Source organism: Streptomyces sp. NPDC005485, from assembly GCF_040606085.1.
In the GTDB taxonomy this organism is placed as follows: Bacteria; Actinomycetota; Actinomycetes; order Streptomycetales; family Streptomycetaceae; genus Streptomyces.
Genome location: NZ_JBEXDZ010000056.1, coordinates 19,160 through 45,719, shown reverse-complemented (window position 1 = coordinate 45,719; position 26,560 = coordinate 19,160). Strand labels below are relative to the sequence as shown.

14 protein-coding genes are annotated in these 26,560 nt (G+C 74.6%); 9 read left to right on the top strand and 5 right to left on the bottom strand.

Translation table 11 applies throughout. The features are described 5' to 3' along the window. The first annotated feature begins 155 nt into the window (after nucleotides 1-155). From ABZS97_RS20370 to ABZS97_RS20335, 8 genes are all read left to right on the top strand, one after another. Entirely contained in the window at nucleotides 156-1,580 is a 1,425-nt protein-coding gene (locus ABZS97_RS20370; protein ID WP_356139674.1) for an MFS transporter, read from the top strand. After that, the gene (locus tag ABZS97_RS20365; protein WP_356139673.1) at nucleotides 1,564-5,361 is read left to right on the top strand and encodes an amino acid adenylation domain-containing protein; all 3,798 of its coding nucleotides are present in this window, start codon (nucleotides 1,564-1,566) and stop codon (nucleotides 5,359-5,361) included. The genes ABZS97_RS20370 and ABZS97_RS20365 overlap by 17 nt, the downstream gene beginning before the upstream one ends. Beyond that, nucleotides 5,346-6,410 (top strand): MupA/Atu3671 family FMN-dependent luciferase-like monooxygenase, encoded by a 1,065-nt coding sequence (locus ABZS97_RS20360; protein ID WP_356139672.1) that lies wholly within the window; start codon nucleotides 5,346-5,348, stop codon nucleotides 6,408-6,410. Before ABZS97_RS20365 ends, ABZS97_RS20360 begins: the two co-directional genes overlap by 16 nt. After that, on the top strand, nucleotides 6,407-11,149 hold the full coding sequence (locus tag ABZS97_RS20355) for an amino acid adenylation domain-containing protein (RefSeq protein ID WP_356139671.1): 4,743 nt from the start codon (nucleotides 6,407-6,409) through the stop codon (nucleotides 11,147-11,149). Before ABZS97_RS20360 ends, ABZS97_RS20355 begins: the two co-directional genes overlap by 4 nt. Further along, nucleotides 11,146-15,273: an amino acid adenylation domain-containing protein gene (locus ABZS97_RS20350; protein ID WP_356139670.1), complete on the top strand. Its 4,128-nt coding sequence runs from the start codon at nucleotides 11,146-11,148 to the stop codon at nucleotides 15,271-15,273. The genes ABZS97_RS20355 and ABZS97_RS20350 overlap by 4 nt, the downstream gene beginning before the upstream one ends. Before the next feature lie 3 nt (nucleotides 15,274-15,276). Further along, the gene (locus tag ABZS97_RS20345; protein WP_356139669.1) at nucleotides 15,277-18,570 is read left to right on the top strand and encodes an amino acid adenylation domain-containing protein; all 3,294 of its coding nucleotides are present in this window, start codon (nucleotides 15,277-15,279) and stop codon (nucleotides 18,568-18,570) included. Beyond that, the gene (locus tag ABZS97_RS20340; protein ID WP_356139668.1) at nucleotides 18,567-20,618 is read left to right on the top strand and encodes a beta-ketoacyl synthase N-terminal-like domain-containing protein; all 2,052 of its coding nucleotides are present in this window, start codon (nucleotides 18,567-18,569) and stop codon (nucleotides 20,616-20,618) included. The genes ABZS97_RS20345 and ABZS97_RS20340 overlap by 4 nt, the downstream gene beginning before the upstream one ends. Nucleotides 20,619-20,706: 88 nt before the next feature. Then, nucleotides 20,707-21,105 (top strand): DUF4440 domain-containing protein, encoded by a 399-nt coding sequence (locus ABZS97_RS20335; protein ID WP_356139667.1) that lies wholly within the window; start codon nucleotides 20,707-20,709, stop codon nucleotides 21,103-21,105. A 20-nt stretch (nucleotides 21,106-21,125) separates the two neighbouring features. On the opposite strand, the gene ABZS97_RS20330 is transcribed toward ABZS97_RS20335, so the two are convergent. The 3 genes from ABZS97_RS20330 to ABZS97_RS20320 all read right to left on the bottom strand — a co-directional run bounded on the left by ABZS97_RS20330 (nucleotide 21,126) and on the right by ABZS97_RS20320 (nucleotide 22,765). Further along, nucleotides 21,126-21,881, bottom strand: a complete 756-nt coding sequence (locus ABZS97_RS20330; RefSeq protein WP_356139666.1) for an alpha/beta fold hydrolase — start codon at nucleotides 21,879-21,881, stop codon at nucleotides 21,126-21,128. Between the two features lie 127 nt (nucleotides 21,882-22,008). Further along, nucleotides 22,009-22,500 carry a hypothetical protein gene (locus ABZS97_RS20325; RefSeq protein ID WP_356139665.1) on the bottom strand — a complete coding sequence of 164 codons (492 nt, stop codon included), beginning with the start codon at nucleotides 22,498-22,500 and terminating at the stop codon, nucleotides 22,009-22,011. 19 nt (nucleotides 22,501-22,519) lie between these two features. Further along, entirely contained in the window at nucleotides 22,520-22,765 is a 246-nt protein-coding gene (locus ABZS97_RS20320) for a hypothetical protein (protein ID WP_356139664.1), read from the bottom strand. Nucleotides 22,766-23,063: 298 nt separating this feature from the next. Between ABZS97_RS20320 and pssA the strand changes: the two genes are divergently transcribed. After that, nucleotides 23,064-23,894, top strand: coding sequence for a CDP-diacylglycerol--serine O-phosphatidyltransferase (gene pssA / locus ABZS97_RS20315; protein ID WP_356139682.1), 831 nt, complete (start codon nucleotides 23,064-23,066; stop codon nucleotides 23,892-23,894). On the opposite strand, the gene ABZS97_RS20310 is transcribed toward pssA, so the two are convergent. Together ABZS97_RS20310 and ABZS97_RS20305 are read right to left on the bottom strand one after the other, a co-directional pair. Next, nucleotides 23,869-24,324: a (2Fe-2S)-binding protein gene (locus ABZS97_RS20310; RefSeq protein WP_356139663.1), complete on the bottom strand. Its 456-nt coding sequence runs from the start codon at nucleotides 24,322-24,324 to the stop codon at nucleotides 23,869-23,871. The genes pssA and ABZS97_RS20310 overlap by 26 nt on opposite strands. A gap of 41 nt (nucleotides 24,325-24,365) precedes the next feature. After that, on the bottom strand, nucleotides 24,366-26,477 hold the full coding sequence (locus ABZS97_RS20305) for a molybdopterin cofactor-binding domain-containing protein (RefSeq protein ID WP_356139681.1): 2,112 nt from the start codon (nucleotides 26,475-26,477) through the stop codon (nucleotides 24,366-24,368). Between the last annotated feature and the right edge of the window lie 83 nt (nucleotides 26,478-26,560).

Sequence of the window (26,560 nt, the reverse complement as noted above, 5' to 3'; positions counted from 1 at the left end):
CCCGTCCCGTTCCGTTCCCGCCGAATTCCCGTTCCGCCGTTCGCGATGGGAACGCGTCGGGAATCGACCGCCCCATCATGGCGCCCAATCGAACTCGGAAACGGACCACGACGGCCCGTATCCGACTGGCATGCGACCGTCCTGGGGGCAGCGCAGTGACAGCAACTCCACCCGTCGAACCTCCCGGCCGCTTCGCCGGCATGGGGCCGCTCATGCTGGTCTGGTCGGGGCAGGCGGTCTCGCTCGTGGGCAGCGCCGCGGTCCGGTTCGCCTTCGTCGTCGACGTCTGGTCCGCCGGTGAGCGGGCGAGCGCCGTCACCGTCCTGTCCCTGTGCGCCGTACTGCCGCAGGCCGTCCTCAGTCCCATTGCGGGTGCAATCGTCGATCGCATGCGCAAGCGGTCGGCGATGCAGCTGGCGGACGCCGGGGGCTTCCTCGTGGTGGGCCTGCTGGCGCTGCTCCACTACCTCGGTCAGCTGCAGTCGTGGCAGATCTACCCGGCCACCGTGCTGCTCGGCGCCTGCGCGGCCTTCCAGCTCCCGGCGCTCGCCTCGGCGGTGCCGCTGCTCGTTCGCAAGGACCAACTCGGCCGGGCCAACGGCCTGCTGGCCGGCGCCAAGAGCGCCGCGGGCATCTGCGGTCCCGCGCTCGGCGGGGTCCTGCTCGCCTTCTGCGGAATCGGCCCGACTCTCCTGATCGACCTGGTGAGTTACGCCTTCGCCCTGGTCGGCGTACGGCTGGTGCGGCTGACCGGGGACCGGCCCGCGCCGAAGCCGGAACCGGGCGCGCCGCGCCGCCGGATCACCGCCGAGGCCGGGGAAGGCCTGCGTTACCTCTTCCGGATGCCCAGCCTGCGCGACCTGATCGTCAACTTCTGCGTCGTCAACCTGGTCATGGTCTTCGGCTTCGCCCTCATCCAGCCCATGGTGCTGCTGCGCGCGGACAGCACGGCGCTCGCCGCGGTCAACACCGCGATCGGCGTCGGCGGGGTCGCGGGCGGTGTGCTGATGGCAGCCTGGGGAGGGCCGCGCAACCGGGGCCGCGGCATGATGCTCGGCATCGTCGGGATGTGCCTGTCCGCGCTGGTGGGCATGGCGTTCGCGGACGGTGTCGTCGCCTGGTCGATCGCGGTGCTGATCGGCGCGCTGCTGACGACCGTCGTCAACTCCCAGATGCACGCCATCGTGCAGACCAAGGTCCCCCAGGAGTGGCAGGGCCGGGTCTTCGGCGCGGTGATGTTCCTCGGGTACATCTCCGTCCCGCTCGCCACCGGCCTCGCGGGTCCGCTCGCCGACCACGTCTTCGAGCCGGCCGCAGCGCACGGCGGCGGACTGTTCACCGTCCTCGGCCCGCTCCTCGGCGACGGGCCCGGCAGCGGCATGGCGGGGATGTTCCTCCTCGCGGGCGTCGCCGGTATCGCGGTCGCCGTGTGGGGGCTGGCCAGCCGATCGATCAGGGACATCGACGTGCTGCTGGCGGACGCGGACACCCCCACGGATGACGAAGCCGAAACCGAAGCCGAAACCGCAGCCGCGGCCGAAGCGACTCAGGAAGGAGACCGGCATGAAGTGCGTGCATGAGCTCGTCGAGGAGCGGGTGCGGGCCTTTCCGGACGCCACCGCCCTGATCGACGGCGACGACCACCTGAGCTACGCCGAACTCGATGCGCGGGCCGCCCGGTTCGCCGGTCTGCTCGCCGGGCACGGCGTACGGCACGGCGACACCGTCGGCGTGTACCTGGAGCGCTCCGCCGAGCTGGTCGTGACCGTCCTCGGCATCCTCAAGGCGGGCGCCGCCTATGTGATCCTCGACCCCGGCTTCCCGGCGGCGCGGCTGCGCGCCATGGCGGCCGACGCGGCTGTCGGCGCGGTGGTGGCCCGCCGCGACACCCCCCTCGACGGGGTCGAGGGCCGCCCGGTGCACCCCGAGGACGCCCCGGCGGCGGCCCCGCTCCCGCCCGGCGCGGTACGGGTCCACCCCGACGACCTCGCCTGCGTGATGTTCACCTCCGGCTCGACCGGGCGCCCCAAGGGCATCGCCGCCCCGCACCGGGCGGTCGTCGCCACCCTCACCGGCCAGGACTTCGCCTCCTTCGGCCCCGGCGCCGTATGGCTGCAGTGCGCGCCGCTGTCCTGGGACGCGTTCGCCCTGGAGCTGTGGGGTCCGTTGATGAGCGGCGGCACCTGCGTCCTGCATCCCGGACGCCGGCCCGAGCCGTTCGTGATGGCGCGGCTCGTCGCCGAGCACGGCGTCACGTCCATGTACCTGTCCTCGTCGCTGTTCAACGTGATCGTCGACGAGTACCCGACCGCCCTCGCCGGTCTGCGCGAACTCCTCGTCGGCGGCGAGGCCTTGTCGCCCCCGCACGTGGCCCGCGCTCTCGAACGCCGCCCGGACCTGCGCCTCGGCAACGGCTACGGTCCCGTCGAGTGCATGGTCTTCCTCACCGTCCACCCGATCACCCCCGAGGACCTGCACACCGGCGGACCCCTGCCGATCGGCCGCCCGCTGGCCGGCAAGCGCCTGTACGTCCTCGACGAGGGCCTGCGCCCCGTCCCGGACGGCGAGCCGGGCGAGCTGTACGCGGCCGGCGCGGGCCTGGCCCGCGAGTACTGCGGCCGCCCCGGCCTGACGGCGGAACGCTTCGTCGCGGGAGGCGGTGAGACGCATCCGAGCTCGCCCCCGGCCTCCGCCTCGCCTGCGGCCTCCGCCTCGGCCGAGGGTCGTGGCGCGGCCACGGACTCCCGTTCGGCCTCCGTTGCGGATTCCGGACCCGGCTCGGGTTCGGGGTCGGCTGCCGGCTCAGGTCGGGGCTCGGCCTCCCGCTCGGGCTCCGGCACCGGTCCGGCCCCCGCCGCGGCCCCTGTCCCGGGCGAGCGCCTCTACCGCACCGGCGACCTCGTACGCCGACGCCCCGACGGTGTGCTGGAGTATCTCGGCCGGGCCGACAGCCAGGTCAAGATCCGGGGCTTCCGGGTGGAGCCCGGTGAGGTGGAGAGTGTGCTCGCCCGGCACCCCGGCATCGACCGGGCCGCGGTCGTCGCGCACGACCACCCGGCCGGGGACCGCCGGCTCACGGCCTACGTCGTCCCGCGCGCCGACACCCAACAGCCGCCCACGGCCGAGGAGTTGCGCACCTACGCGCAGACGGTCCTCGCCGACTACCTGGTCCCCGCCGCCTTCGTCGCCCTCGACGCGCTCCCGCTCACCCCGAGCGGCAAACTCGACCGCGCGGCCCTCCCCGTGCCCGTCGACACGGCACGCGGGCCTGGGGAGAAAGCCTCCGCCCCTGCCGTGGAGAGCGACACCGTACGCGCCCTGTGCGCCCTCTTCTCCCAGCTCCTGGACTCCGGCCGGGAGACAGACCCGGACGAGGACTTCTTCGAACTCGGCGGCCACTCCCTGCTGGCGGCCCGTCTGCTGGGCCGGGTCCGCTCGGTGTTCGGCGTCGAGATCGACATCCGTACGCTCTTCGAGGCGCGCACCCCCGCCCGGCTCGCCCCGCACGTCGACCGCGCACCCGCCGCCCTGCCCCCGCGGGCACCCGAGTCGGCGTCGGGCCCCCTGCCGGTCTCCGATGCCGAGCAGCGCCTGTGGTTCCTGGACCGGATCGGTGCGGGCGCCGCCTACAACCTGCCGATGCTGGTCCGGCTGCGCGGCGCCCTCGACCCGGTCGCCCTGAGCGACGCGCTGGCCGATGTCGCCGACCGCCACGAGGTCCTGCGCACCCTCTTCGACGAGGCCGACGGCGTGCCCGTACGGCGGGTGCTGACCGGGCCGGACGCCCGGCCGCCGTTCGCCCATCTGCACGTCGGGGCGGCCGAGTTGGACGACCGCGTCGAGCAGGCGGCACGCCGTCGCTTCGACCTGCGCACCGAACTCCCCCTGCGGGCCGTCCTCTTCACCGTCCGGGAACGCCCGGACGAGCACGCGCTGCTGGTGCTGGTGCACCACATCGCGGGCGACGGCTGGTCACTGCGCCCGCTGTTCGGCGACCTGTCACGCGCCTACGAGGCCCGGGCGCGGAGCAGCGGCCTCAGCGGCACCGACCTCGGCGGCACCACTCTCGCGCCGCTCCCCGTCCCGTACGCGGAGCACGCCCGCCGCCGTCTCGACCGGCTCGGCTCACCGGCCGACCCCTACTCCCTGATCACCAGGCAACTCACCTACTGGAAAGACCAGTTGGCCAATCTGCCCGTCGACGGACCGCTGCTGCCGCGCCGCCCGGAGCGGCCCGCCGTACCCGGCCCGGACGCCGGCGTCGTCGTACGGCGGCTGGACGCGGCGGCCCACGCCCGGCTCGTGGACTTCGCGCGGACCCGCGGCGCCACGCTCTTCATGGCCCTGCACGCCGCCCTGGTCACCGCGCTGGTGCGGGCCGGGGCCGATCCGGACACGGCCATCGGCGCACCCGTCGCCGCCCGGGCCGCCGCGGAGAGCGGCGTGGAGGAAGTGGTCGGGTTCTTCGTCAACCTGCTGACACTGCGCACCGACGCGTCCGGCGACCCCACCGCGGCCGAGCTGCTGCGCCGGGTCCGGGACGCCGACCTCGGCGCCTTCGCCCACCAGGACGTGCCGTTCGAGCATGTCGTCGGTGCGCTCAACCCGGTCCGGCTGCCCGGACGGCAGCCGTTCACCGACGTGGTGCTCGCGCTGCAGAACAACGCCCGCGCCGAGGTCGCGCTGCCCGGCGCCGAGGGCGGCGTCGAGCTGGTGCGCACCGGCGCCGCACGCTTCGAACTTCTCGTGGACGTCTCGGAGTCGACAGGACCGGACGGTGCGCCCGGCGGTCTCACCCTCACCTTCGAGTACCGGGCCGACACCCTGGAGGAGTCCTTCGTCGACTGGCTGGCCGAGGCGCTTCCCCAGGCCCTGGAAGCCGCCGTCGCCGACCCTGACGCCCGTGTCTCCGGGCTGGCCCTGCCCGAGCCGCCCCGCCGGGCGGGCCCGGGCGACCGGATCGCGGCCCGGGAGCGGCCCGCGCGGCCCGCCGCCCCCGGCGAGCCGCTCACCGCCCAGGAGAAGCGCACCGCCGCCGTGTGGTGCGACGTACTGGGCCTGCCCGAGGTCGGCCGGCACGACGACTTCTTCGCGCTCGGCGGCAACTCGCTGCGCGCGGTCCGGGTCGCGGCCCGGCTGAGCACCGACGGCCGGCCGGTGACCGCGGCGCAGATCTTCGCCGCGCCCACCGTCGCCGCCCTCGCCGCCGAACTGGAGCGGGCCGCCGCCGGCCCGGCACCCACCGCGGCCCCCATCCCCCGCCGGGCGCGCGTCCCGCGCAGGCCCGAGCAGCAGACACCCCACACGACACCCCACCGCGGCAACAGGAAGCAGGAGGACAGGCAGTGGACCTCAGCGTGATGTTCTTCGGTGCGGACAGCACCACCGCCGGCCAGACCCGCCACGAGCAGACCTACGAGGACATCCTCACCGTGGCCCGCGAGGCCGACCGGCTCGGTTTCCACGCCCTGTGGACGCCCGAACGGCACTTCCAGCAGGTCGGGCAGGTCTTCCCGAGCCCGCCGGTGCTCGGCGCGGCCCTCGCCGTCGCCACCGAGCGGATCGGTATCCGCGCGGGCAGCGTCGTCCTGCCGCTGCACCATCCGCTGAAGGTCGCCGAGGACTGGGCGGTCGTCGACAACCTCTCGCACGGCCGGGTCGGCCTGTCCGTCGCGACGGGCTGGCACTCCACCGACTTCACCCTCGCCCCCGGCATCTACGCCGACCGCCGCGCCCGCACCATGGACACCGTCCCCGCACTGCGGTCGCTGTGGGCGGGCGAGAGCGCCGAGTACCCGGACGGCACCGGGCGGCCCGTGAGCGTCGTGACGCAGCCGCGCCCCGTCCAGGACACCCTGCCGCTGTGGATCACCACCTCCGGCAACCCGGAGACCTGGGAGGCGGCCGGCCGGCTGCGCTGCGGGGTGCTCGGCGCGACCGTCGGACAGAGCCGCGACGAACTCGCCGACAAGATCGACCGCTACCGCGCCGCCTGCTCCGCCGCCCCCGACCAGCGGGGCACCGACGCGCACGGCCGCGTGACGCTCATGGCGCACACCTACGTCGGCGCCGACGACGCGGAGGTACGCCGCCTGGCCGCCGCCCCCCTCAAGAGCTACCTCGCGTCCTACCTGCGCCAGACCGCCGCCAACCGCACCGCGGATGCCGGCACCGCCGCGCTCACCGAGGAGAAGACCGCGATGCTCGCCGAGTTCGCGTTCGAGCGCTATCTGAGCTGGGGCAGCCTGCTGGGCTCGCCCGGCCACTGCGCCAAGATGCTCGCCGACCTCGCGGAACTGGGCGTCGACGAGATCGCCTGCTTCATCGACTTCGGCCTCGGCCGCGACGACGTACTCACCGGCCTGCGGCGGCTCGCCGAGCTGGCCGAGCTGAAAGAGGCCCTGCGATGACCGCCCCCGTTTCCACCGGCCCGCCCGCGTCCGTGCGCCCCCAGGCCCGCCCGTCCGCCGCCCCTTCCCTCGCCGACCGCTTCAGCGCGCTGGGCGGCGAGCAGCGCGTCCGGCTGCTGCGCCGCATGGTGGAGACCGGCCGCGTCCGCGAGATACCCGCAGTCGTCCCGCCGCGCGACCCCGCCCGGCCCGTGCGGCTCAGCCCCGCGCAGCAGGACCTGTGGGTGTACGAGTCGCTGTATCCCGGCACCCCGGCGCTCAACCTGTGCTGCGCCTACCACTTCGACGAACCCGTCGATCCGGCCCACCTGGAGTCCGCGCTCTCCCTCATCCAACGCCACCACGACATCCTGCGCACCCGCGTCACCGAAGGCCCGGACGGCGAACTGCACGTCGACTTCCCCGACACCGGCGCGTTCGTCCTGGAACGCGAGGACCTGCGCGGCACCGGCACCACGGTCGGCCAGGCCTTCGACACCTTCCGGCGCCGTCCCTTCGACCTGGGGCAGGACCGGCTGATGCGCGGCCGCTTCGTGCGCGTCGACGAACGCCGTACGACGCTGATGCTGAGCGTGCACCACGTCATCGCCGACTGGTGGTCCTTCGACGTGCTCCAGACGGAGTTCGCCGAGGCCTACCGGGCCGTGCGCGAGGGCACCGCGCCGCGACTGACCCGGCCGGCCGTGCAGTACGCCGACTTCTCCTCCTGGCAGGGCGAGCTGGAGGAGGCCGGGGTCTTCCGCGAGCGGCTGGACTTCTGGCGCCGCTACCTGGCCGACCTGCCCGCACCGCTCACCGCCCCCGGCTACGGCGCCGCCGCGGACGACCCCGAGCGGGACCTCGACGGCATCGTGCACGTCGAGTTCGGTCTCGACGCGCCCACCGCGGCCGCGATCCGCGCCCTCGCCCGAAACTCGGGCACCACCGTCTACGTCGTCCTGATGGCCGCGTTCGCCGTGCTCGCGCACCGGGTGACCGGCGCCGAGGACATGGTCCTGGGCACGCCGGTCGCCAACCGTTCCGCCAAGGGTCTGGAACGGGTCATCGGGTACGTCATGAACGCCGTGCCGACCCGTTGGCGGGTGCGCCCCGACAGCGCGTTCGCCGATCTGCTCACGACGTTCGCCGCGGACTTCCCGGACCTCGTGGCCAACGCCGACCTGCCGGTCGGCCGGATCGTCGCGGCCACCGCTCCCGAGCGCAGCATCGGCCGCTCCCCACTGTTCCAGTGGGTGTTCATGCACCTCAACCAGCAGCCCAGCGTGTCAGCGGTACGGGAGTTCGCCGAGCCGGAGCGCATCCACACCGGTGGCGAGCACGACCTCGTCGGCGTCGTGAAGGACGACGGCGACGTCATGATCGGCAGCTTCGAGATCCGTACCGACACCTTCTCGCCCGACGCGGTGACCCGCTGGGCCGAGTGCTACGTCGAACTTCTCCAGCGCATCACCGCCGAACCCGCCCTGCGCGTACGGGACATCGACCTGGTCCCGGCCGCACTGCGTGACCGTCTGCTCGACGCCTCGGCCGGACCCGCCGCGCCCGCGCCCGCCTCCCTGCCCGAGCTGGTGGCCCGCCAGGCCGCCCGCACCCCCGACGCACCGGCCCTCGACACCGGCACACAGATCCTCACGTACGCCCAACTGGCCGCCCGCGTCGACCGGTTGGCAGGCGAGCTCGCCCGGCGCGGCGCGGGACCCGGGCACCTCGTCGCGCTCGCGCTGCGCCGCGGCAGCGACTGGCCGGTGGCCGCGCTGGCCGTCCAGCGCACCGGCGCCGCCTATCTGCCGCTCGACCCCGACCATCCCGCGGAGCGGTTGCGCCGCGCCCTGGCCGACGCCGGGCCCGTGCTGCTGATCACCGAGGCCGGGTCCCCGCCTCCTGAGACGGATGTGCCGGTGCTGGTGCTGGACGACGCCGACGAGGGCGCTCCGTACGACGGCCCGTACCCGGACCCGGCCACCGCCGCCTACGTCATCCACACCTCCGGCTCGACCGGCGTACCCAAGGGCGTCGTCGTCCCGCACTCCGGGCTCGCCGCGCTCGCGCAGACCCTCGCCGGCCGCTTCGCCCTGGCGGCCGACAGCAGGGTGCTCCAACTCGGCCCGCCCACCTTCGACATCTCGGTCGCCGACCTGTGCATGGCCTTCGGCTCCGGCGGCACGCTGGTCCTGCCGCCCGACGGGGTCCTCGTCGGCGCCGACCTCGGGAGCGTGCTCACCCAGCGGCGCGTGTCCTGCGCGATGGTGACACCGTCCGTGCTGGCGACCGTGCCCGACGGGCCCTACCCCGACCTGCGGGTCCTCGCCGTCGGTGCGGAGGCCTGCCCGGCGGACCTGGTGGCCCGCTGGGCGGTCGGCGGACGCCGCTTCCACAACGCCTACGGGCCCACCGAGGCCACCGTCGCCGCCACCCTCTCCGGGCCGCTGGCCGCCGACGGCACACCCCCGCCGCTGGGCACCCCGGTGGCCGGCGCGGACGTACGCCTGCTCGACGCGCGGCTGCGCCCGGTGCCGCCCGGCGTGCGCGGCGAGCTCTACCTGTCGGGGCCGCTCGCCGACGGCTATCTGCACCGGCCCGGCCAGAGCGCCGAACGGTTCGTCGCCGACCCCTACGGGCCGCCCGGCAGCCGCATGTACCGCACCGGCGACCTCGCCTGGCGAGACGACGACGGCACCACCCACTACCTGGGCCGCACCGACGACCAGGTGAAACTGCGCGGCCTGCGCATCGAGCCCGCCGAGATCACCGCCGCGCTCGTCGAACACCCCGGCGTCAGCCGGGCGGTGGTCGTCGTCCGCGAGGGAGCGGGCGGCAGGCGCCGGCTCGTCGGGTACGTCGTCCCGGTCGCCGGGCACGTCCTGGACGCGGACGCCCTGCTCGGGTACGCCGCCGAACGGCTGCCCGCCGCGTTCGTCCCGGCCGACGTGGTGGTCCTCGGCGCCCTGCCGCTGACACCGCGCGGCAAGATCGACCGGGCCGCCCTGCCCGCACCCGCACCCCGGACCCCGGCCGCCGCGCCGAACGGTCGCAGCGCCTCCGCGGCCGCCCTCGCCGGTCCCGTGCGGACGCTGTGCGCGCTGTTCGCGGAGGTCCTCGGCGTCGAGCGGACCGACGCGGACGGCGACTTCTTCCGGCTCGGCGGCGACAGCATCATGGCCATCCAGCTCGCCGCCCGCGCGGTGGCCGCCGGTCTTGTCCTCGCCCCGCGCGACGTCTTCACCGCCCGCACCCCCGTCCGGCTGGCCGCCCTGGCCCGCCCGTCCGCCCCCGAACCGCACGCCGAACCCGACATCGCCGAGGGGCGCCTCCCGCTCACCCCGGTCATGCACTGGTGGCGCGAACAGGGCGGCCCGCTCGGCGCGTTCACCCAGTCCATGGCGGTTCCGGTCCCGGCCGGCACCGACCTGGAGCGGATCCGCTCCGCCGTGCGCGACCTCGCCGAACGGCATGCCGCCCTGCGCCTGCGGCTGCTGCGCCACGACCACGGCGGCTGGGAGCTGGAGGTGGGCCCCGGCGACGGCGGCGCGGCTGCTCGCACCTCGCGCCTTGCCGTCCCCGAAAGCGCGGAACCGGCCGTGACTGCCGCCGAGCTGGCGCGCACCGCCGTACTCGACCCGGAACAGGGGGAGATGCTGCGGGCGGTCTGGCTCGACGCCGGCCCCCGTCGTGCCGGGCTGCTGCTGCTCACCGTGCACCACCTGGCGGTGGACGGGGTGTCGTGGCGGGTGCTGGGGCCGGAACTGGCCAAGGCGCTGGAGACCGGGGCCGGGGGGTCCGCCGCTTCGGCCGGGTCCTCGGCGGCCTCGTTCACCCGGTGGGCGCGGCTGCTGCCTGCCGAGGCGCACCGAGCGGTCGATGAACTGCCCTGGTGGAAGGCGCAGTTGGCCGACACAAGGGCAGGGATCGCCAAGGCGGTCGGGGCCGGTGCGCACCGGTCGACCGTCACCGTCGAGCTGGACGCCGAACTGACCAGGAACGCGCTCGTCACCCTTCCCGGAGCCTTCCACTGCGGTCCGGACGCCGTCCTGCTCACCGCGCTGGTGCGGGCGGCCGTCCGCCGGCGCGGGAACGGATCGGCGCTGCTCGTGCATCTGGAGGGCCACGGCCGCGAGGCGCTGTCGGCGCCCATTGACGTCTCCGGGACCGTCGGCTGGTTCACCACGCAGTACCCGGTGCGGCTCGACCCCGGTGCCGCGACGGACGGGCGCACGGCGACCGACGCGCTCAAGCGGGTCAAGGAGCAGCTGCGGGCGGTACCGTCCGGCGGCCTCGGCTGGGGTCTGCTGCGCTACCTCCACCCCGAGGCGGGCCCCGAACTGGCCGCGCTCACCGCACCCGACGTCCGCTTCAACTACCTGGGCCGGTTCGCCGACGGGGACACCGCGGGCGGCCGGCTGCTCGACCCCGGCCCCGACGCGGTCCCGCTCGCGCACGCCCTGGAGATCGACGCCCTGGCCCGGGAGACGGACGGCGAACTCCGCCTGGAAGCCACCTTCTCCTACGCGGACGGCGTGTTCACCGAGGCGGCGGCGGGCGAACTGGCCCGGCTGTGGATCGAGGAGCTCACCGCCCTGGTGGCGGACTCCGCGGACGGCGAGGACTCCGGCCACACGCCCTCCGACTTCCCGCTCGTCGACCTGACCGTGGACCAACTCACGGCCCTGGAGGACGACTTCGGGTTCGACGGTGACGAAGCTTTCGAGTTCGACGCCGGGGACGGGGTGAGCGCCCGATGAGCGGAAACGTCGTGGACGTCCTGCCCCTCTCCCCGGCGCAGGAAGGACTGCTGTTCCACACCCTCAAGGACACCGCCGGACCCGACCCCTACCTGGTCCAGGCCCGGTTCCGGCTCGGCCCCGGCGTCGAGCCGGCAGCGGTACGGGCCGCGGTGACCCAGCTCCTCGGGCGCCACCCCAACCTGCGCGCCTGCTTCCGTCACGAACGGCTCGACCGGCCCGTGCAGATCATCCCGCGCGCGGTCAAAGTGCCGTGGCGGGAGACGGACCTGAGCGGTCTCGCCCCTGCCGAGTCGGCCGCACGGACCGAGGAACTGCTGCGCGAGGACGCGGCCCGGCGCTTCGACCCGGCCCGGCCGCCGCTGGTGCGCGCGGTGTTCGCCCGCCACGACACGGGCGCCGAACTCCTGCTGTCCTTCCACCACATCCTGCTCGACGGCTGGTCGATGCCGGTCCTGGAGGAGGACCTCGCCGCCCTGATCGCGGGCCGCCCGCTGCCGCCCGCCGCGCCCTACCGCGACTATCTGGCATGGCTGGGCCGAAAGGGCCAAGAGGGGCAGAACAAGGCGGAGACCGCGTGGGCCGAGGCGCTGGAGGGCCTGGAGCGGCCCGCGCTGCTCGCCCCGCCCGCGTCGTACGACGTCCCCGAGGGGGCGGATACCTCCTTCGACCGCGCCCAGGTGCGGCTGCCCGCCGACCTGACCGCGGCGCTCACCCGGCGGGCGGCCGACGTGGGCGTGACCCTCAACACCCTTGTGCAGGCCGCCTGGTCACTGGTGCTGGCCCGCATGACCGGCTCCCGTGACCTGGTCTTCGGCGCGGTCGTCTCCGGCCGCCCGCACGACCTGCCCGGCGTGGAGAGCATGATCGGGCTGTTCGTCAACACACTGCCGGTGCGCGTACGGCTGCTGCCGGACGAGACCGCGGGGGAGCTGCTCGTCCGCCTCCAGGGCGAGCAGTCCGGCCTGGTCGACCACCATCACGCGCGCCTCGCCGCGGTGCAGCGCGCGGTCGGCGCCGGGGAGCTGTTCGACTCGGTCCTCGCCTTCGAGAACTTCCCGCAGCGCGCCGAGGACGACACCGGCCCCGACGAGCTGCACCTGGTCCGGGTCACCGACTCGACCCACTACCCCGTCACCCTCGCCGTCGTCGCCGGTGAGCGGATGCTGCTCTCGGTCGGCTGCCGCCGGGGCCCCGCCGCCTCGGCCGTCACCGCCCGCATGAGCCGGGCCCTGGAACAACTGGCGGGCGATCCAAGCCGGTTGGTGGACGACATCGACGTACTGCCGCCCGACGAGCGCCGACTGCTGCTCGACCTCGCCGCCGGACCGGCTCGACCCGTCGCCGAACCGGCCACCGTCACCGGCCGTTTCGCCGACCGGGCCGCGCTGACCCCGGACGCCCCCGCTGTCGAGTGGGACGGCGGGATCCTGACCTACGCCGGCCTGGACGCGGCGTCCGGCGCGCTTGCCGCCCGGCTGACCCGGGCGGGCGTGGCCCCCGGCGACACGGTGGCCCTGCTCCTGCCGCGCTCCGCGTCCGTCGTCGTGGCCCAGCTGGCGGTGCTCAAGGCCGGCGCCTGCTGGCTCCCGCTCGACCCGGCCCAGCCGCCCGCCCGGCCGGCCCGTACGGCGGCGGAGTCCGGGATCCGGGTGGCGCTCACACAGCGGGGGAGCGAGCCCCGGCCGGGGCAACTCCCGGAGCACATACGTCTCCTGGACGTCGCCGAGCCGGACCCGGCCCCCGGCCCCGTCCCCGCCCCCGCGGAGCACACCCCGCCCCCCTCCCACCCCGAGTCACCCGCCTGCGTCCTCCACACCTCCGGCTCGACCGGCGAACCCAAGGGCGTCGTCGTCCCGCAGCGGGCCGTCGTCGAGCTGGCCGCCGACGCCCGCTTCCGGGGCGGTGCGCACGGGCGGGTGCTGCTGCACGCCCCGTACACCTTCGACTCCTCGACGTACGAGGTGTGGATACCGCTGCTGAACGGCGGCACGGTCGTCGTCGCCCCGCCCGGGCCCCTCACCCCCGCCGTCCTGCGCCGCGTGATCCCCGAGCGGCGGATCACCGCCCTGCTCCTCACCCCCGAACTGCTGCGCACCGTCGCCGAGATCGCGCCCGACGCACCGGCCGGGCTGCGCGAGGTGTGGGCCGGGGGCGACGTCCTCGCCCCCGAGGCCGTGGCCCGGATCCGGGAGCACTGCCCGGGCATCACCGTCGTCAACGGCTACGGCCCCACGGAGGCGACCGTGTTCGCCACCGCCCACACCGCCGGCGAAGCCCCGGGCAGGGTCCCCGTCGGGCGCCCGCTGGACAACACCCGCGCGCACGTCCTCGACGCCCGGCTGCGACCGGTGCCCGTCGGCGGCACGGGGGAGCTGTACCTCGCGGGCACCGGGCTCGCCCACGGCTACCTCGGGCGGCCCGCCGCGAGCGCCGAACGGTTCGTCGCCGACCCGTACGGGCCGCCCGGCACCCGTATGTACCGCACCGGCGACCTGGCCCGCTGGACACCCGACGGCACCCTGGACTTCGCCGGTCGCGCCGACGATCAGTTCAAGGTCCGCGGCTTCCGCATCGAACCCGCCGAGGTCGAATCCGTTCTCACCGGCTGCCCCGGCATCCGCCGAGCCGTCGTGGCCCCCCGCCCGGACGCCACCGGCGGCAAGCGCCTCGCGGCGTGGCTCGTACCGGACGAGGCCGCCGGCCCAACCGACGACGTCTGGCACCGAACCCTCGCCCGCGTACGGGAGTTCGCGGCCGACCACCTCCCCTCCCACCTCATCCCCTCCGTCTGGGCCCGCATCGACCACGTACCGCTCACCCGGCACGGCAAGACCGACCGGGCCGCGCTGCCCGAGCCGGTGGCCATGGCCCGCCCCGCCGTTGCCCGGGCGCCGCGCAGCGCCCGTGAGGGGGAGCTGTGTGCCCTGTTCGGGGAGGTGCTCGGGATGCCTACGGTGGACCCGGACACCGACTTCTTCGCGGCCGGCGGGCATTCCCTGACCGCGCTGCGGCTGGTCTCGAAGGCGCAGAACGCGTTCGGGGTGCCCGTACCGCCTGCCGCGCTGTTCGCGGCGCCGACACCGGCGGCCCTCGCCGCCCGGCTCGACGAGACGGCCACCGTCACCCGCCCGGGGCCCGGCGGAACCGAGGCCGCCTCCGCGGACCACCTCGCCCCGCTCCTCACCCTGCGGGCGGAGGGCGACCGCATCCCCGTCTTCGGGGTGCACCCCGGGCTCGGACTCGGCTGGTCCTTCACCGGACTGCTGCCGCACCTCCACCGCGACCGGCCGCTGCACGTCCTGCAGAGCCAGGCGCTGACCGAGGGCGCGAGCGGGCTGCCGGACAGCGTAGGGGAGTTGGCCGAGGCATACGCCGAACGGATCCGCGCCGTACGGCCGCACGGCCCGTACGTCCTGGTCGGACAGTCCTTCGGCGGCCCGATCGCACACGAGATCGCCGTACGCCTCCGCCGCGCCGGCCAGGAGGTACGCCTCCTGGCCGTCCTGGACTCCATGCCCCACCCACCCGGCACCCCCCGCCTCCCGGCGGACGTCGTCGAGCGAGAGGTACTACGAATCCTCCTCAACAGCCACGCCCCGACGACGGCTGCGCCGCCTGCCGGGTCGCGCACCGACGCGAAGGCGTCGTCGGCGGGGCTGCCTGCCGGGTCCCCCGCCGCGGCGTCCGGAGCGCCGTCCGTCGGCACGCCTGCTGAGCAGGCTGCCACGCCGCCTGCCGGGCCGCCCGCCCAGGCGAAGGCGCCGGCGGCTGGGCCGTCCGCCCCGCCGCCCACCCGTGCCGAGGCCTTCGCCCTTGTGCGGCGGGCCGGGAGCCCGCTGGGTGTCTTCGGCGACCGGGTGCTCCATGCCATGGCCGACGCCGGTACCCATCACATCCATCTCTCGCGCAGCTGGCGCCCTTCGCCGTACGACGGGCGGCTGACCCTGTTCTCCGCGGCGCGCGACGCGTGGCCCAGCACCGAGGAGCTGACCGAGGCCTGGCGGTCGTGCACCGCCGGGGTCGACACGCACGAACTGGACTGCACGCACAGCGACGTACTCCGACCGGACCCCGCGGCCCGCATCGCCGCCGTCCTCGAAACCGTCCTCCAGGGGGACTGACCGATGACCACCGAGACACTTGACCTCATCGACCCGGCCGTCGGCCCCGATCCGGCGTACGAGGCGACCGGCGAAGGCGGTGACGAGTACGAGTTCCCCGTCTCCGACGCCCAGGGCCGGCTGCTCGTCCTCGACCAGCTGAACCCGGGCACGGCCCAGTACAACGTGCCCGCCGCCTTCGCCGTACGCGGACCCTTCGACCTCCCGGCGTTCGCCCGCGCCCTGGACGCGCTCGTGGCCCGCCACGAGTCGCTGCGCACGGTCTTCCGCACCGCCCCCGACGGCACCCAGACCCAGCTCGTCCGGGCCGCCGCACGGGCCGCGCTCACCGTGGAGCGCGGGGTGCCCGCGGACCGGGTGGACGCGCGGATGCGGGCCGAGGCGGCCCGCCCCTTCGACCCGGCGACCGGACCGCTGCTGCGCGGCACCGTGTACGCCGTCGCCGACGGCACCCACCGGGTGCTGCTCGTCGCCCACCACCTGGTCTGCGACGGCTGGTCGCTGGGCGTGATGCTGGACGACCTCGCCACCGGCTACCGGGAGGAGAAGGCGGGAGGACAGCTCGTCGCCCGTGAACTGCCTTTGCAGTTCCCGGACTTCGCCGTCTGGCAGCGCGAGCGGCTCGCCGAGGGGGCGTACGGCCCGGCGGTCGCGCACTGGGTGGGACGGCTGCGCGGCGCACCCGCCACCGTAGAACTGCCCTCGGACCGCCCGCGGACCGGCGCGCGCTCGACGGCCGGCGGCAGCGAGCGGTTCCTGCTGGCGGCGGCCACCCGGGCCCGGCTCGCCGAGACGGCAACCGCCTGCGGCGCCACGCCGTTCATGGCCCTGTTCGCGGTCTACGCAGCCTTCCTGGCCCGACTCACCGGCCGTGACGACCTCGTCGTCGGCTATCCGGCATCCGGCCGGGAGCGCCCCGAACTCCAGCAGACCGTCGGCATGCTCGCCAACACCCTCGCCCTGCGCGTGGACCTGCGCGGCGACCCCTCCCTGCGCGAGCTGACCGGCCGGATCCGCGCCGCCCTGGCGGCCGCCGCCCCCTACCAGGACGCCCCGTTCGAGGCGGTCGTCGACGCACTCGCCCCGGACCGCGAGACGGGCCACGACCCCGTCGTCCAGGTCGTGTTCGCCTACGACGACGACACCGCGCTCACCCTTGACCTGGCCGGCGCCACCACCGAGCGCGTCGAACTCACCCTGGACACCGCGAAGTTCGACTTCCACCTGCACATGGAGCGGTGGGGCGAGGACCTGGCCGCCCAGTTCATCTACCGCAGCGACCTCTTCGAGGCGGCGACCGTACGACGCTGGACGGGCACCTTCGCCACCCTCCTGGAGGGCCTCCTCGACGACCCGGACGCCCCGCTGTCCGCCGTGGAGGCGGTGGCGCACGACGAGCGGCGGCTGCTGATCGCCCAGAACGACCGCCTCGCCGACGCCGCCGCCCCCGACCGCCTGGTCCCCGACCTGATCGCCGACGTGGCGGCCGCCCGCCCCGAAGCCACGGCGCTGGTGTGCGGCGACGCACGTCTCAGCTACCGCGAACTCCTCGCGCGAGCCGACGCGTTGGCGGCCCGACTGCGCGCCGCCGGCGTACGGCCCGGCGTCCGTGTCGGGCTGCTGCTGCCGCGCTCCGCGGACCAGGGCGTCGCCGCCCTCGCGGTGCTGCGCGCGGGCGGCGCCTACGTCCCCCTCGACCAGGCCCACCCGCACGACCGCCTGCGCTACATGACCGAGTGCTCCGGCACCGCCCTGCTGCTGACCTCCGAGGCCACCGCCGACCGGGCCGCGGAACTCGGCGTGCCCTGCCTGCGCGTCGACCGACCCGACCCCGCCGAGGCGCCACCCGTCCCGCACGGCCCGGCACCCGGCGCCTGCGACCTCGCCTACGTGCTGTTCACCTCCGGCTCCACCGGCCGCCCCAAGGGAGTGGCCGTCGAGCACCGGGCGCTGGTCAACCTCACGATGGGCGCCCGCCACTCGTTCCCGGTGACCGCCGAGGACCGGGTGCTGCAGTTCGTGGCGTTCGGCTTCGACGTCGCGGTGTCCGACCTGTTCTTCCCCTGGGTCGCGGGCGCCGAACTGCACGTGCCGCTGGAGGACGAGCGGATCGGCGAGGCGCTGCTGCACCGGCTGCGCGACTCCCGCATCACCTACGTGTTCCTGCCGCCGTCCGCCGCGATGCTGCTGCCCGACATCACCGGCCGACTCCCCGACCTGCGCACCCTCGCGGTCGGCGGTGAGGCCTGCCCGCCCGAACTCGTCGCGCGGCTGCACGAGCCCGGACGGCGGATCGTCAACGCCTACGGGCCCAGCGAGGTCACCGTCTACTCCCACACCGCCGACCTCGAACCCGGCGACCCCGTCGTCCTCGGCCGGTCCGTCGCCGGAGCCCGCTTCTACGTCCTGGACGAGCTGCTGCGCCCGGTCCCCGTCGGTGTCACCGGCGAGATCTACATCACCGGCGCCGGTCTCGCCCGCGGCTACATCGAGCAACCGGGCCTGACCGCGGAACGGTTCGTCGCCGACCCGTACGGCGCCCCCGGCACCCGTATGTACCGCAGCGGCGACCTCGGCCGGATCGACGCGCACGGCGCGCTGGCCTACCTCGGCCGCAGCGACCTCCAGGTCAAGCTGCGCGGGGTCCGCCTGGAACTCGGCGAGATCGAGTCGCTGCTCGCCCGCCACCCGGACGTCGTCATCGCCGTGGCCGCCGTACGCGGCACCGGCCCCGAACAGCGGCTGGTCGCCTACGTGGTGGGACGCGACGGGGCCGCGCCCGACGACACCGCGCTGCGCGCCCACCTCGGCGCGGGGCTCCCCGCCTTCATGGTGCCCGAGGTGTTCGTCCGCCTCGACGCGCTGCCGCTCAGCAGCAACGGCAAGATCGACCGCTCCCGGCTGCCCGAGCCCACCGTCACCCGGCGCACCCCGGACGCGACCTGGACCGAGGCAGGCACCGCCACCGAGCGGCTGGTGGCGGACGCGTGGGCGCGGGTGCTCACCGTCGACCGGGTCGGCGCCCACGACAACTTCTTCGAGCTGGGCGGCAATTCGACCCGACTGCTGCGGGTGCTGGTCGCCCTGCGCGAGGCCGGTGCGGACGGCGGACTCTCGCTGATCGACCTGTTCCGCCACCCCACGGTCGCCGCGCTCGCCGCCCGCCTCGACCAGGCCACGAGCGCCCAGGACCCGCCCGACGACATCGACACCTCCGCCGTACGCGGCACCGAACGGCACGCCCGGCGCACCGCCGCCGCCCGACGACTCCGCTCCCGGAAAGGCACGCCCCGATGAACGAGACCACGACCGACACGTCAGAGACCCTCGACTCCGCCATCGCCGTGATCGGCATGAGCGGCCGCTTCCCCGGCGCCCCCGACCTCGACGCCTACTGGCAAAACCTGGTGGGCGGGGTCTGCTCGATCAGCGACTTCACCGAGGAGGAACTCCTCGCCGACGGCGCCGATCCGGCCGAGACCGGCGGCCGTGACTACGTCCCCTCCAAGGGATACCTGGCCGGCGCCGACCGCTTCGACCCCGCCCTGTTCGGCTTCAACCGCGCCGAGGCCGCCGTCCTCGACCCGCAGCACCGGCTGCTCCTGGAGACCGCCTGGGCCGCACTGGAGGACGCCGGGCACGATCCGCTCGACGCGCCGCCCCGCACCGGCGTCTACGTCGGGGGCGGCGTCACCGAGCACATGCTCGCCGCCCAGACCGACCCGAAGCTGGCCGCGCAGATCGGCGCGCTCCAGGTGCGCATCCTCACCGACCGCGAGTTCCTCGCGCCCTGGGTCTCCTACCGCCTCGGCCTGGACGGCCCGAGCCTGAACGTGCAGACGGCCTGCTCGACCTCACTCACGGCGATACACCTCGCCGCGCAGGCCCTGCTGCTCGGCGACTGCGACACCGCACTGGCCGGGGGCGTCGCCGTGGACACCGTGCGCAAGCGCGGATACGTCCACTACCAGGGCGGGATCTTCGCGCCCGACGGCCGCTGCCGGCCCTTCGACGAGCGGTCTGGCGGCACCGTGCCCGGCAACGGCGTCGGTGTGGTCGTACTGCGCCGGCTGGCCGACGCGCTCGCCGACGGCGACCCGGTGCGCGCCGTCATCCGCGGCAGCGCCGTCACCAACGACGGCTCCGCCCGGGTCGGCTTCACCGCGCCCGGCGTCGACCAGCAGACCGCCGCCGTCGTCGAGGCCTGGACGGCGGCGGGCCTCGACCCGGCCGACGCCCAGTACGTGGAGGCGCACGGCACGGCCACCGAACTCGGCGACCGCATCGAGGCGAGCGCCGCGACCGCCGCGTTCAAGGGCGCGCTCGGCACCGGCTCCATCGGCCTCGGCTCGGTGAAGGCGAACATCGGCCACCTGGACGCGGCCGCGGGCGTCGCCGGACTCATCAAGACCGTCCTCATGCTGGAGCACGCCACCCTGGCCCCCACCGCCGGTGCCGGCCGCCCGCACCCCGAACTCGCCCTGGAGGACTCACCGTTCCACGTCGTCGACAGCGCCCGGCCGTGGCCGCAGCCCGAGCGCGGCCCCCGCCGGGCCGGCGTCAGCTCGGTCGGCATCGGCGGCACGAACGTCCACGTGGTCCTGGAGCAGGCCCCGCAGCGGCCGGCGTCTCCCCGCCCCCCGGCCGCGACGGGCCCGGAGATCCTGCTGCTGTCCGCCCGCACCCAGGAGGCCCTGCGGGCCGTCGCGGGCCGGCTCGCCACCGCGCTGCGCGCCCCCGGCGCCCCCTCCCTCGCCGACACCGCGCACACCCTGCGCTTCGGCCGCACCCCGCAGCCCGTACGCGCCTACGTCCTGGCAGCCGACCACGCGGAAGCGGCGTCCCGGCTGGCCGAACTGGCCGAAGGGCGCGCCATGTCGACCCCGGCCGGCGCCGACGAACTGAACGCTCTCGGCGAGGCCTGGCTGCGCGAGGAGCACAAGCCGTGGCCGGGTCAGGGCCGCCGGACCGCCCTGCCGACGTACCCCTTCGAGGGCGAGAGCTTCGGCGCCCTCGGCCTCGACACCCGGCGGCAGGAGCCCGCCGCCCCCGCGCAGCAGGAGGTGCCCGGCGACGACCTGGAGCAGTCCGTCCGCGCCCTCCTGGCCGACGCACTCGGCCTGGATGCCTCCCACGACCCGGAGTTGACGTACTTCGCCGCCGGCGGGGACTCCCTGACCGCCGTCCACCTGGTCGGCTGCCTGCGCGACGACTTCGACCTCGACGTCCCCCTCACCCTCTTCCTGGAACAGCTCACCCTCCACGAGATGGCACGCCAGATCGTCGCCGGCCGCGACCCCGACGAGTCCCTGGACGCCCTGCTCAGCGAATTCGAGGCGGAGTGAGCGGTTCCGCGCGGCACACGCAGGGGCCGGCGGTTCGCCCGAACCGCCGGCCCCTGCGCCGTACCCGGCCCGGTGCTACCGTCGCCCGATGTCAAAGATCGAGATCGACTCGGTGACCGCCGACTTCTTCGGTGCCTTCGACAACCGGGGCGGCAAGGCCGCCGACGTGGGACGCATCAGGCGGCTGATGCTTCCCACAGGGGTGATCGTCAGCGCCGGGCCCGCGTTCACGGTGTACGGCGTGGAGGAGTTCATCGAGCCCCGGCAGCGGCTGTTGAGCGACGGTCGGCTGGTGGAGTTCTCCGAGTGGGAGACGTCCGAGCGGACCGAGATATCGGGGGACATCGCGTCGCGCTTCGGCGAGTACCGCAAGTCCGGGATCCTGGACGGCGCCCCGTTCGAGGGCGGCGGGACCAAGACCATCCAGTTCGTGCGCACGCCTGAGGGCTGGCGCATCACGGCTTTCGCCTGGTACGACCAGCCCTGATCCCGCGCGCCGCCCGTATGTCAGCCGTGTGCGCCCGTCACGGCTCCCGACACGGCCGCCGTGATCACCTCGGTGACGTACGGCAGATGGTCGTCGAGGTAGAAGTGGCCGCCGGGCAGGACATGCGCGGTGAACGAGGCCGCGCTCTCGCGTTCCCAGGCCGCCACGCCCCCCACCGCGACCCGGGGATCGTCGTCGCCGGTCAGCGCCACCAGCGGGCAGCGCAGCCGGGGGCCGGGCCGGTGGGTGTGCGTGAACAGCATGCGGTAGTCCGCGCGCAGCGCCGGGAGGATCAGCTCCAGCAGCATCGGGTCGGTCAGCAGCTCGTCCACGGTGCCGGCCAGCAGGCGCATCTCCGCGATCAGTTCGGCGTCCGTGGGGTCCGACGGCCACCGCAGCGCGGCGGGCAGCGAGGGGCCCTCGCGGCCCGACACGAACAGCACGGCGGGCGTCTCGCCGCGCTCCTGGAGCCGTCGCGCGGCCTCGTACGCCATGACCGCGCCCATGCTGTGCCCGAACAGGGCCGTCGGCCGGCCCGCCGGGTCCGCGGGCAGTGCGTCCAGTACGGCGTCCACCACGTCGTCGATGCGCTCGGCGAACGGCTCCGTGAAACGGTCGTGCCGGCCCGGGTACTGCACGACCAACGGCTCCAGCGGGCCCGCGAGCGCGGCCGACAGGGCGTGGTACGCGCCGGCCGCGCCGCCCGCGTGCGGGAACACCAGCAGCCGCGCCGGGGCCTGGGGCGCGGGGTGGAAGTCCCGTATCCAGTTGTCCATGTCCGCAGCGGTCCTTTCGTCACGGGTGTCGGGAGTTCTGTGGGGTGTGGGCGCGGAGGGCAACGGGCAGTGCCCCGGTGCCGGATGGTCCGGCCCGGGGCCTGTGTCGCGCCCGCGCGAGGGGGGTTCAGTCCTCGGCCGCGGCGATCCAGCTCTCCAACTGGTCCAGCGTGGTGTTCGGATCCGCGACCAGGGCGTTCAGCTCGTCCTCGTCCGAGCTGAGGGTGACGACGGCGGGGCAGCGGTGGCAGCCCTCGACGCCGACCTGGTTCCACCACTTGCAGTGCGGGCGCAGGTGGCACCGTGGTACGGCACCGGCCGCCGCCTTCGCCGGCACGGCCCGTATGCGCTCGATCAGACCACAGGCCGTACCCACCCGGTTCGCACAGTCCGACACGCAGTGCGAGGCGAACCGCAGGACCCGGTTCGGGGCGATGCCTTCCGGGATGCTGCCCAGGACGTCGGCGGCGGGTACCGGATCGGCGAGGTACACGACCTCACCGCCGTCCCCGGACCGCACGCCGAGGACCACGGACTCCGGGCGCTGCGCTTCGCCGCTGGGACACCAGTCGAGTGTCTGCTGACCCGTGCCCGGGGCCAGGTCGGTCGAGCTGTCCACGGTGCTCACCTCCGCGCCGTCAGCAGGGAGCCCGGAGCGGGCTCGCGCTGTTGGAGGCGGTCACCATTCCGGCGATGACGGGGCCGCCGGCGACGGTACCGCTGTCCTGCTCGGCGGCGACTGCCTTGGCGATGCTCGCCGCGAGCTGTTCCTGCGAGGTGATCCGCTCGGACCGGGGAGCGGCCGAGGCGGTCACGGTGCTGCCCGCGACGAGACCGGTGACCAGAGCCGCGGCCGCAGCCGCCTTACGAAGACCGTTGTTCATGCGTGTCCCTTCCGAAGTCGCCCAAGTGCTACGGGACTTGACGCTAAAAGCGCGGGACGGCCGCGATCGGCAGTAGGGGCGGCAGCTTCGCGGGGATCCCGGCCCGCCGAGCCCGGCCGGCACCCGCCCGCACACCGGACCGGGCGTGCGGGCGGGAAACCGGACCCGGCTGCCGGACGCATCGCGATTCTGCGATGATGCTGCGCCTATGCTCGGCCAGACACGCGTGCAGGAGAGTGCCTTGACCCTTACCGAACCCGAGGCGCCGGCATCCCGGGACGAAGCGGCGCCCACGGCGGTGCCCGATACGGAGCCTGATACGGAGCCCGAGGCCGCGGCCCGGGAGTTCTCCCCCGCGCGGCTCTCGGCGGCCGACGTGCTGACGCTCGGCAACGCGGTCTGCGGATTCGCCTCCATCTACTTCATCACCACGGCCGTTCTCGTTCCGTACCTCACACACGGCCGGGGCGGCGACGGCTCGGTGCGGCAGGGCGCGGCGACGGCCGTCATGCTCATCCTGATGGCTTCGCTCTTCGACCTGTGCGACGGACTGGTCGCCCGCAGGTTCCGCAGCTCCGGCATGGGCGCGGAACTCGACAACCTCTCCGACCTGGTCAGTTTCGGACTCGCACCGGCGTACTTCGTCCTGGTGTGGGGGCTGGTCACCGAGGACGCGCAGCTGCGGCTGGTCGTCGCGGCCGCCGTCGCGGTGCTGCTCGGCGGGCTGCTGAGGCTCGCGCGGTTCTCCGTCACCACGATGCAGGACGGCATGTTCCAGGGCATGCCGATCCCGTTCGCCGCGCTCACCGTCGTCTCCGTCGTCCTGCTCGAACTGCCCTTCAAGGTCACCCTGATCGCGGTGGTCGGCGTCGCCTGGCTCATGGTCAGCCGCATCGAATACCCCAAGCCCACCGGCAGGCTCGCCACCGCCACCATCGGCTGGGCCGCGGTCAACATCGGCTGCCTGGTCGCCTGGGCCGCCGACGCCCCCGGCGCCGAGACCCTCCTCGTCACCGGCTGCGCCCTCCAACTCACCCTCGCCGCCGTGCTTCCGCTGTTCGCCGCCGCCCGCCGCCTCACCGGCGTGCGCGCGGGATCCGGCCTCAACTCGCCGCGGAAGCCTTCTTGATCGCCTCCCGGATGCGGGAGTAGGTCCCGCAGCGGCAGACGTTCTCGATGCGGTCGATGTCGGCGTCGGTCGGCTTCGGCGTCGAGCGCAGCAGCGCCGCGGCGGCCATGATCTGGCCGGGCTGGCAGAAGCCGCACTGGGCCACGTCGCAGTCCAGCCAGGCCTGTTGCACCGGGTGCAGGTCGTCGCCGTCGGCCAGCCCCTCGATCGTGGTGACCTTCCGGCCCGCGCAGTCCGCGACCGGGACGACACAGGGCTGGATCTCGGCGCCGTCCAGATGGCTCGTGCAGGCCCGGCAGACGCCCACCCCGCAGCCGTACTTGGGGCCGGTGACGCCGAGCTTGTCGCGCAGCACCCACAGCAGGGGCATGTCCGGCGGCGCGTCCACGGTGACGGGCGCTCCGTTGAGGACGAAGGTGTGGCGGGGCATGGGAATCCCTCCGGGTAGGAAGAGTGAGGAAGCGGGAGGCGTCAGAACGTGAGCGGGAAGCGGCGCGGACTCCTTCCGGTCGCCCGCGCGTAGGCGTTGGCGACCGCGCCCGCCGCCGCGGGAACGCCCAACTCGCCTGCTCCGCCCGGCTCCTCGGTGGACGGCATGAGGTGCGCCTCGAAGTGCCAGGGGCTGTGCCGCTGGCGCGCGTAGTGGAAGTCGGAGAAGCTGCCCTCGCGAACGGCACCCCGGTCGATGTGCAGGCCCGCCCGCAGGATCGTGGAGATGCCGTCGATCGCCGCGCCCATGAGCTGGGCATCGAGGCCGCGCGGATTGACGACCGTGCCGACGTCCGCCGCCATCACCACCCTCGTCACCCGGGGGTGGGCCGGATCGCTCGCGTCGATCTCGGCCAGCGCGGCCACACAGGAGCCGTACTCCTCGTGCACGGCGACCCCCTGGCCGTGCCCGGCGGGCAGCTCCCGGCCCCAGCGGCCCGCCGCGGCGACCTTGTCCAGTACCGCCCTGACGGACTTGCTGCGCAGCGTCGTACGGCGGAACGCGACCGGGTCCCTGCGCAGGCTGCGCGCGACCTCGTCGACGACGATCTCCTCCGCCGTCCGTGACGTACCGGAGTCCACCGAACGCCAGGCCCCGAGGGGCATCGCCAGCTCGATGCCGCCCCAGTCGCCTTTGACGGAGCCGAAGTTGTAGAGACCCTCGTTGCTCGGCAACGGGGCGGCCGCGCCGGGCCTGGGGGCTCGGGGGTGTTGGCGGGCTGTCGTTGCGACCCCGCTGCCGGCCGACTCGTTCACCGACGCCATGTGGTGGGCGAACGCCACCACCCGGCCGTCCTTGTGGCTGGCCCGGATGAGGTGGTGGCTCGCCGGGCGCATCCGGCCGTGCCGCATGTCGTCGTTGCGGCTCCACATCAGCTTGACCGGGAGGTGCGCCTTCTTCGATATGAGGGCGGCCTCGAGCGCGGCGTCGTGGTTCAGCCGCCGCCCGAACGAGCCGCCGCCGCGCACCACATGGACCTTGACCGCGGACTCCGGCAGCCCGACCGTCGCCGCGATCTCCGCCTGCGCGTACCCAGGGCTCTGCGAGGAGAACCACAGCTCGGCCCGGTGTTCGCGGACATCGGCGATCGCGGTGAGCACCTCCATCGGCGCATGGCTGACGAACGCGAACTCGAACTCGCCCTGCACCTGCCGCGAACCGTGCGGCGGAGCGGCGAGATCCGGCACGGCGGCCCGCAGCCTGGAGCGGATCGCGGTGTCCGACAGGGCGGCGAGCGGGCCCGGCGTCCAGGTGATCCGCAGCGCGTCCCTGGCCCGGAAGGCGTGGTGGAAGGACTCCGCCACCACGGCCACGCCCCCGGGAACCCGCACCACCGCGCGGACGCCGGGCAGCGCGCGGGCCGCCGCCGCGTCGAGGGCGGAGACCTTGCCGCCGAGCGTCGGCGGACGGGCCACCACGGTCGGCAGCGCCCCGGCGACGTGCAGGTCACCGGCGTACGTCGCCTTGCCGGTGACGATGTCCCGGGCGTCGATCCGGGTCGTCGGGTGCCCGATCACCGTGTGCCTGCTCGCCGGCTTCGGCCAGGCGGGCACGTCCGCGTGGCGGAGGCGGGCGGCGGCCGCGGACAGCGACCCGAAGGTGGCCGTACGGCCGTCCGGGGCGACCACCGTCGTGTCGTGGGTGCGCAGCGTCCGCGCGGGCACCTTCCACTGCCGGGCCGCCGCGGTGACGAGCCGGGCGCGTGCGGTGGCGGCCAGCCTGCGGGCCGGGTCGTACAGCGAACTGACCGAGCTCGAACCGCCGGTGAACTGGTTCTCCAGGCGCGGGTCGGCGTCGGCGAGCGGGATCTCGACGTCGGCCAGCCGGGCGTCCAGCTCCTCGGCGATCATCATGGCGACCGCGGTCGTGATGCCCTGCCCGACCTCGGCCCGCGGCAGCCGTACGACGACCTTGTTCGCCTCGGTGACCTCCAGGCCCAGCATCTCCCGGCCCCGGTTCGCGACGATCACGCCGGAGGAACCGCTGCTGACCGCGGGAGTTTCCGCCGCTCGGGGCAGGGCGTCCGCGGGCAGCGCGTCCGCCGTCGCCGGGGTGGCCAGCGTCAGAGTGGTCGCCGCCAGCGCGTACACCATGACCCTCCTGCGGGAGAGTCCCTGGCCCTCGATGTCGATGTCGTCCTTGTCGTCGTTGTCGCTCAACGGACGCGCCCTTCGGC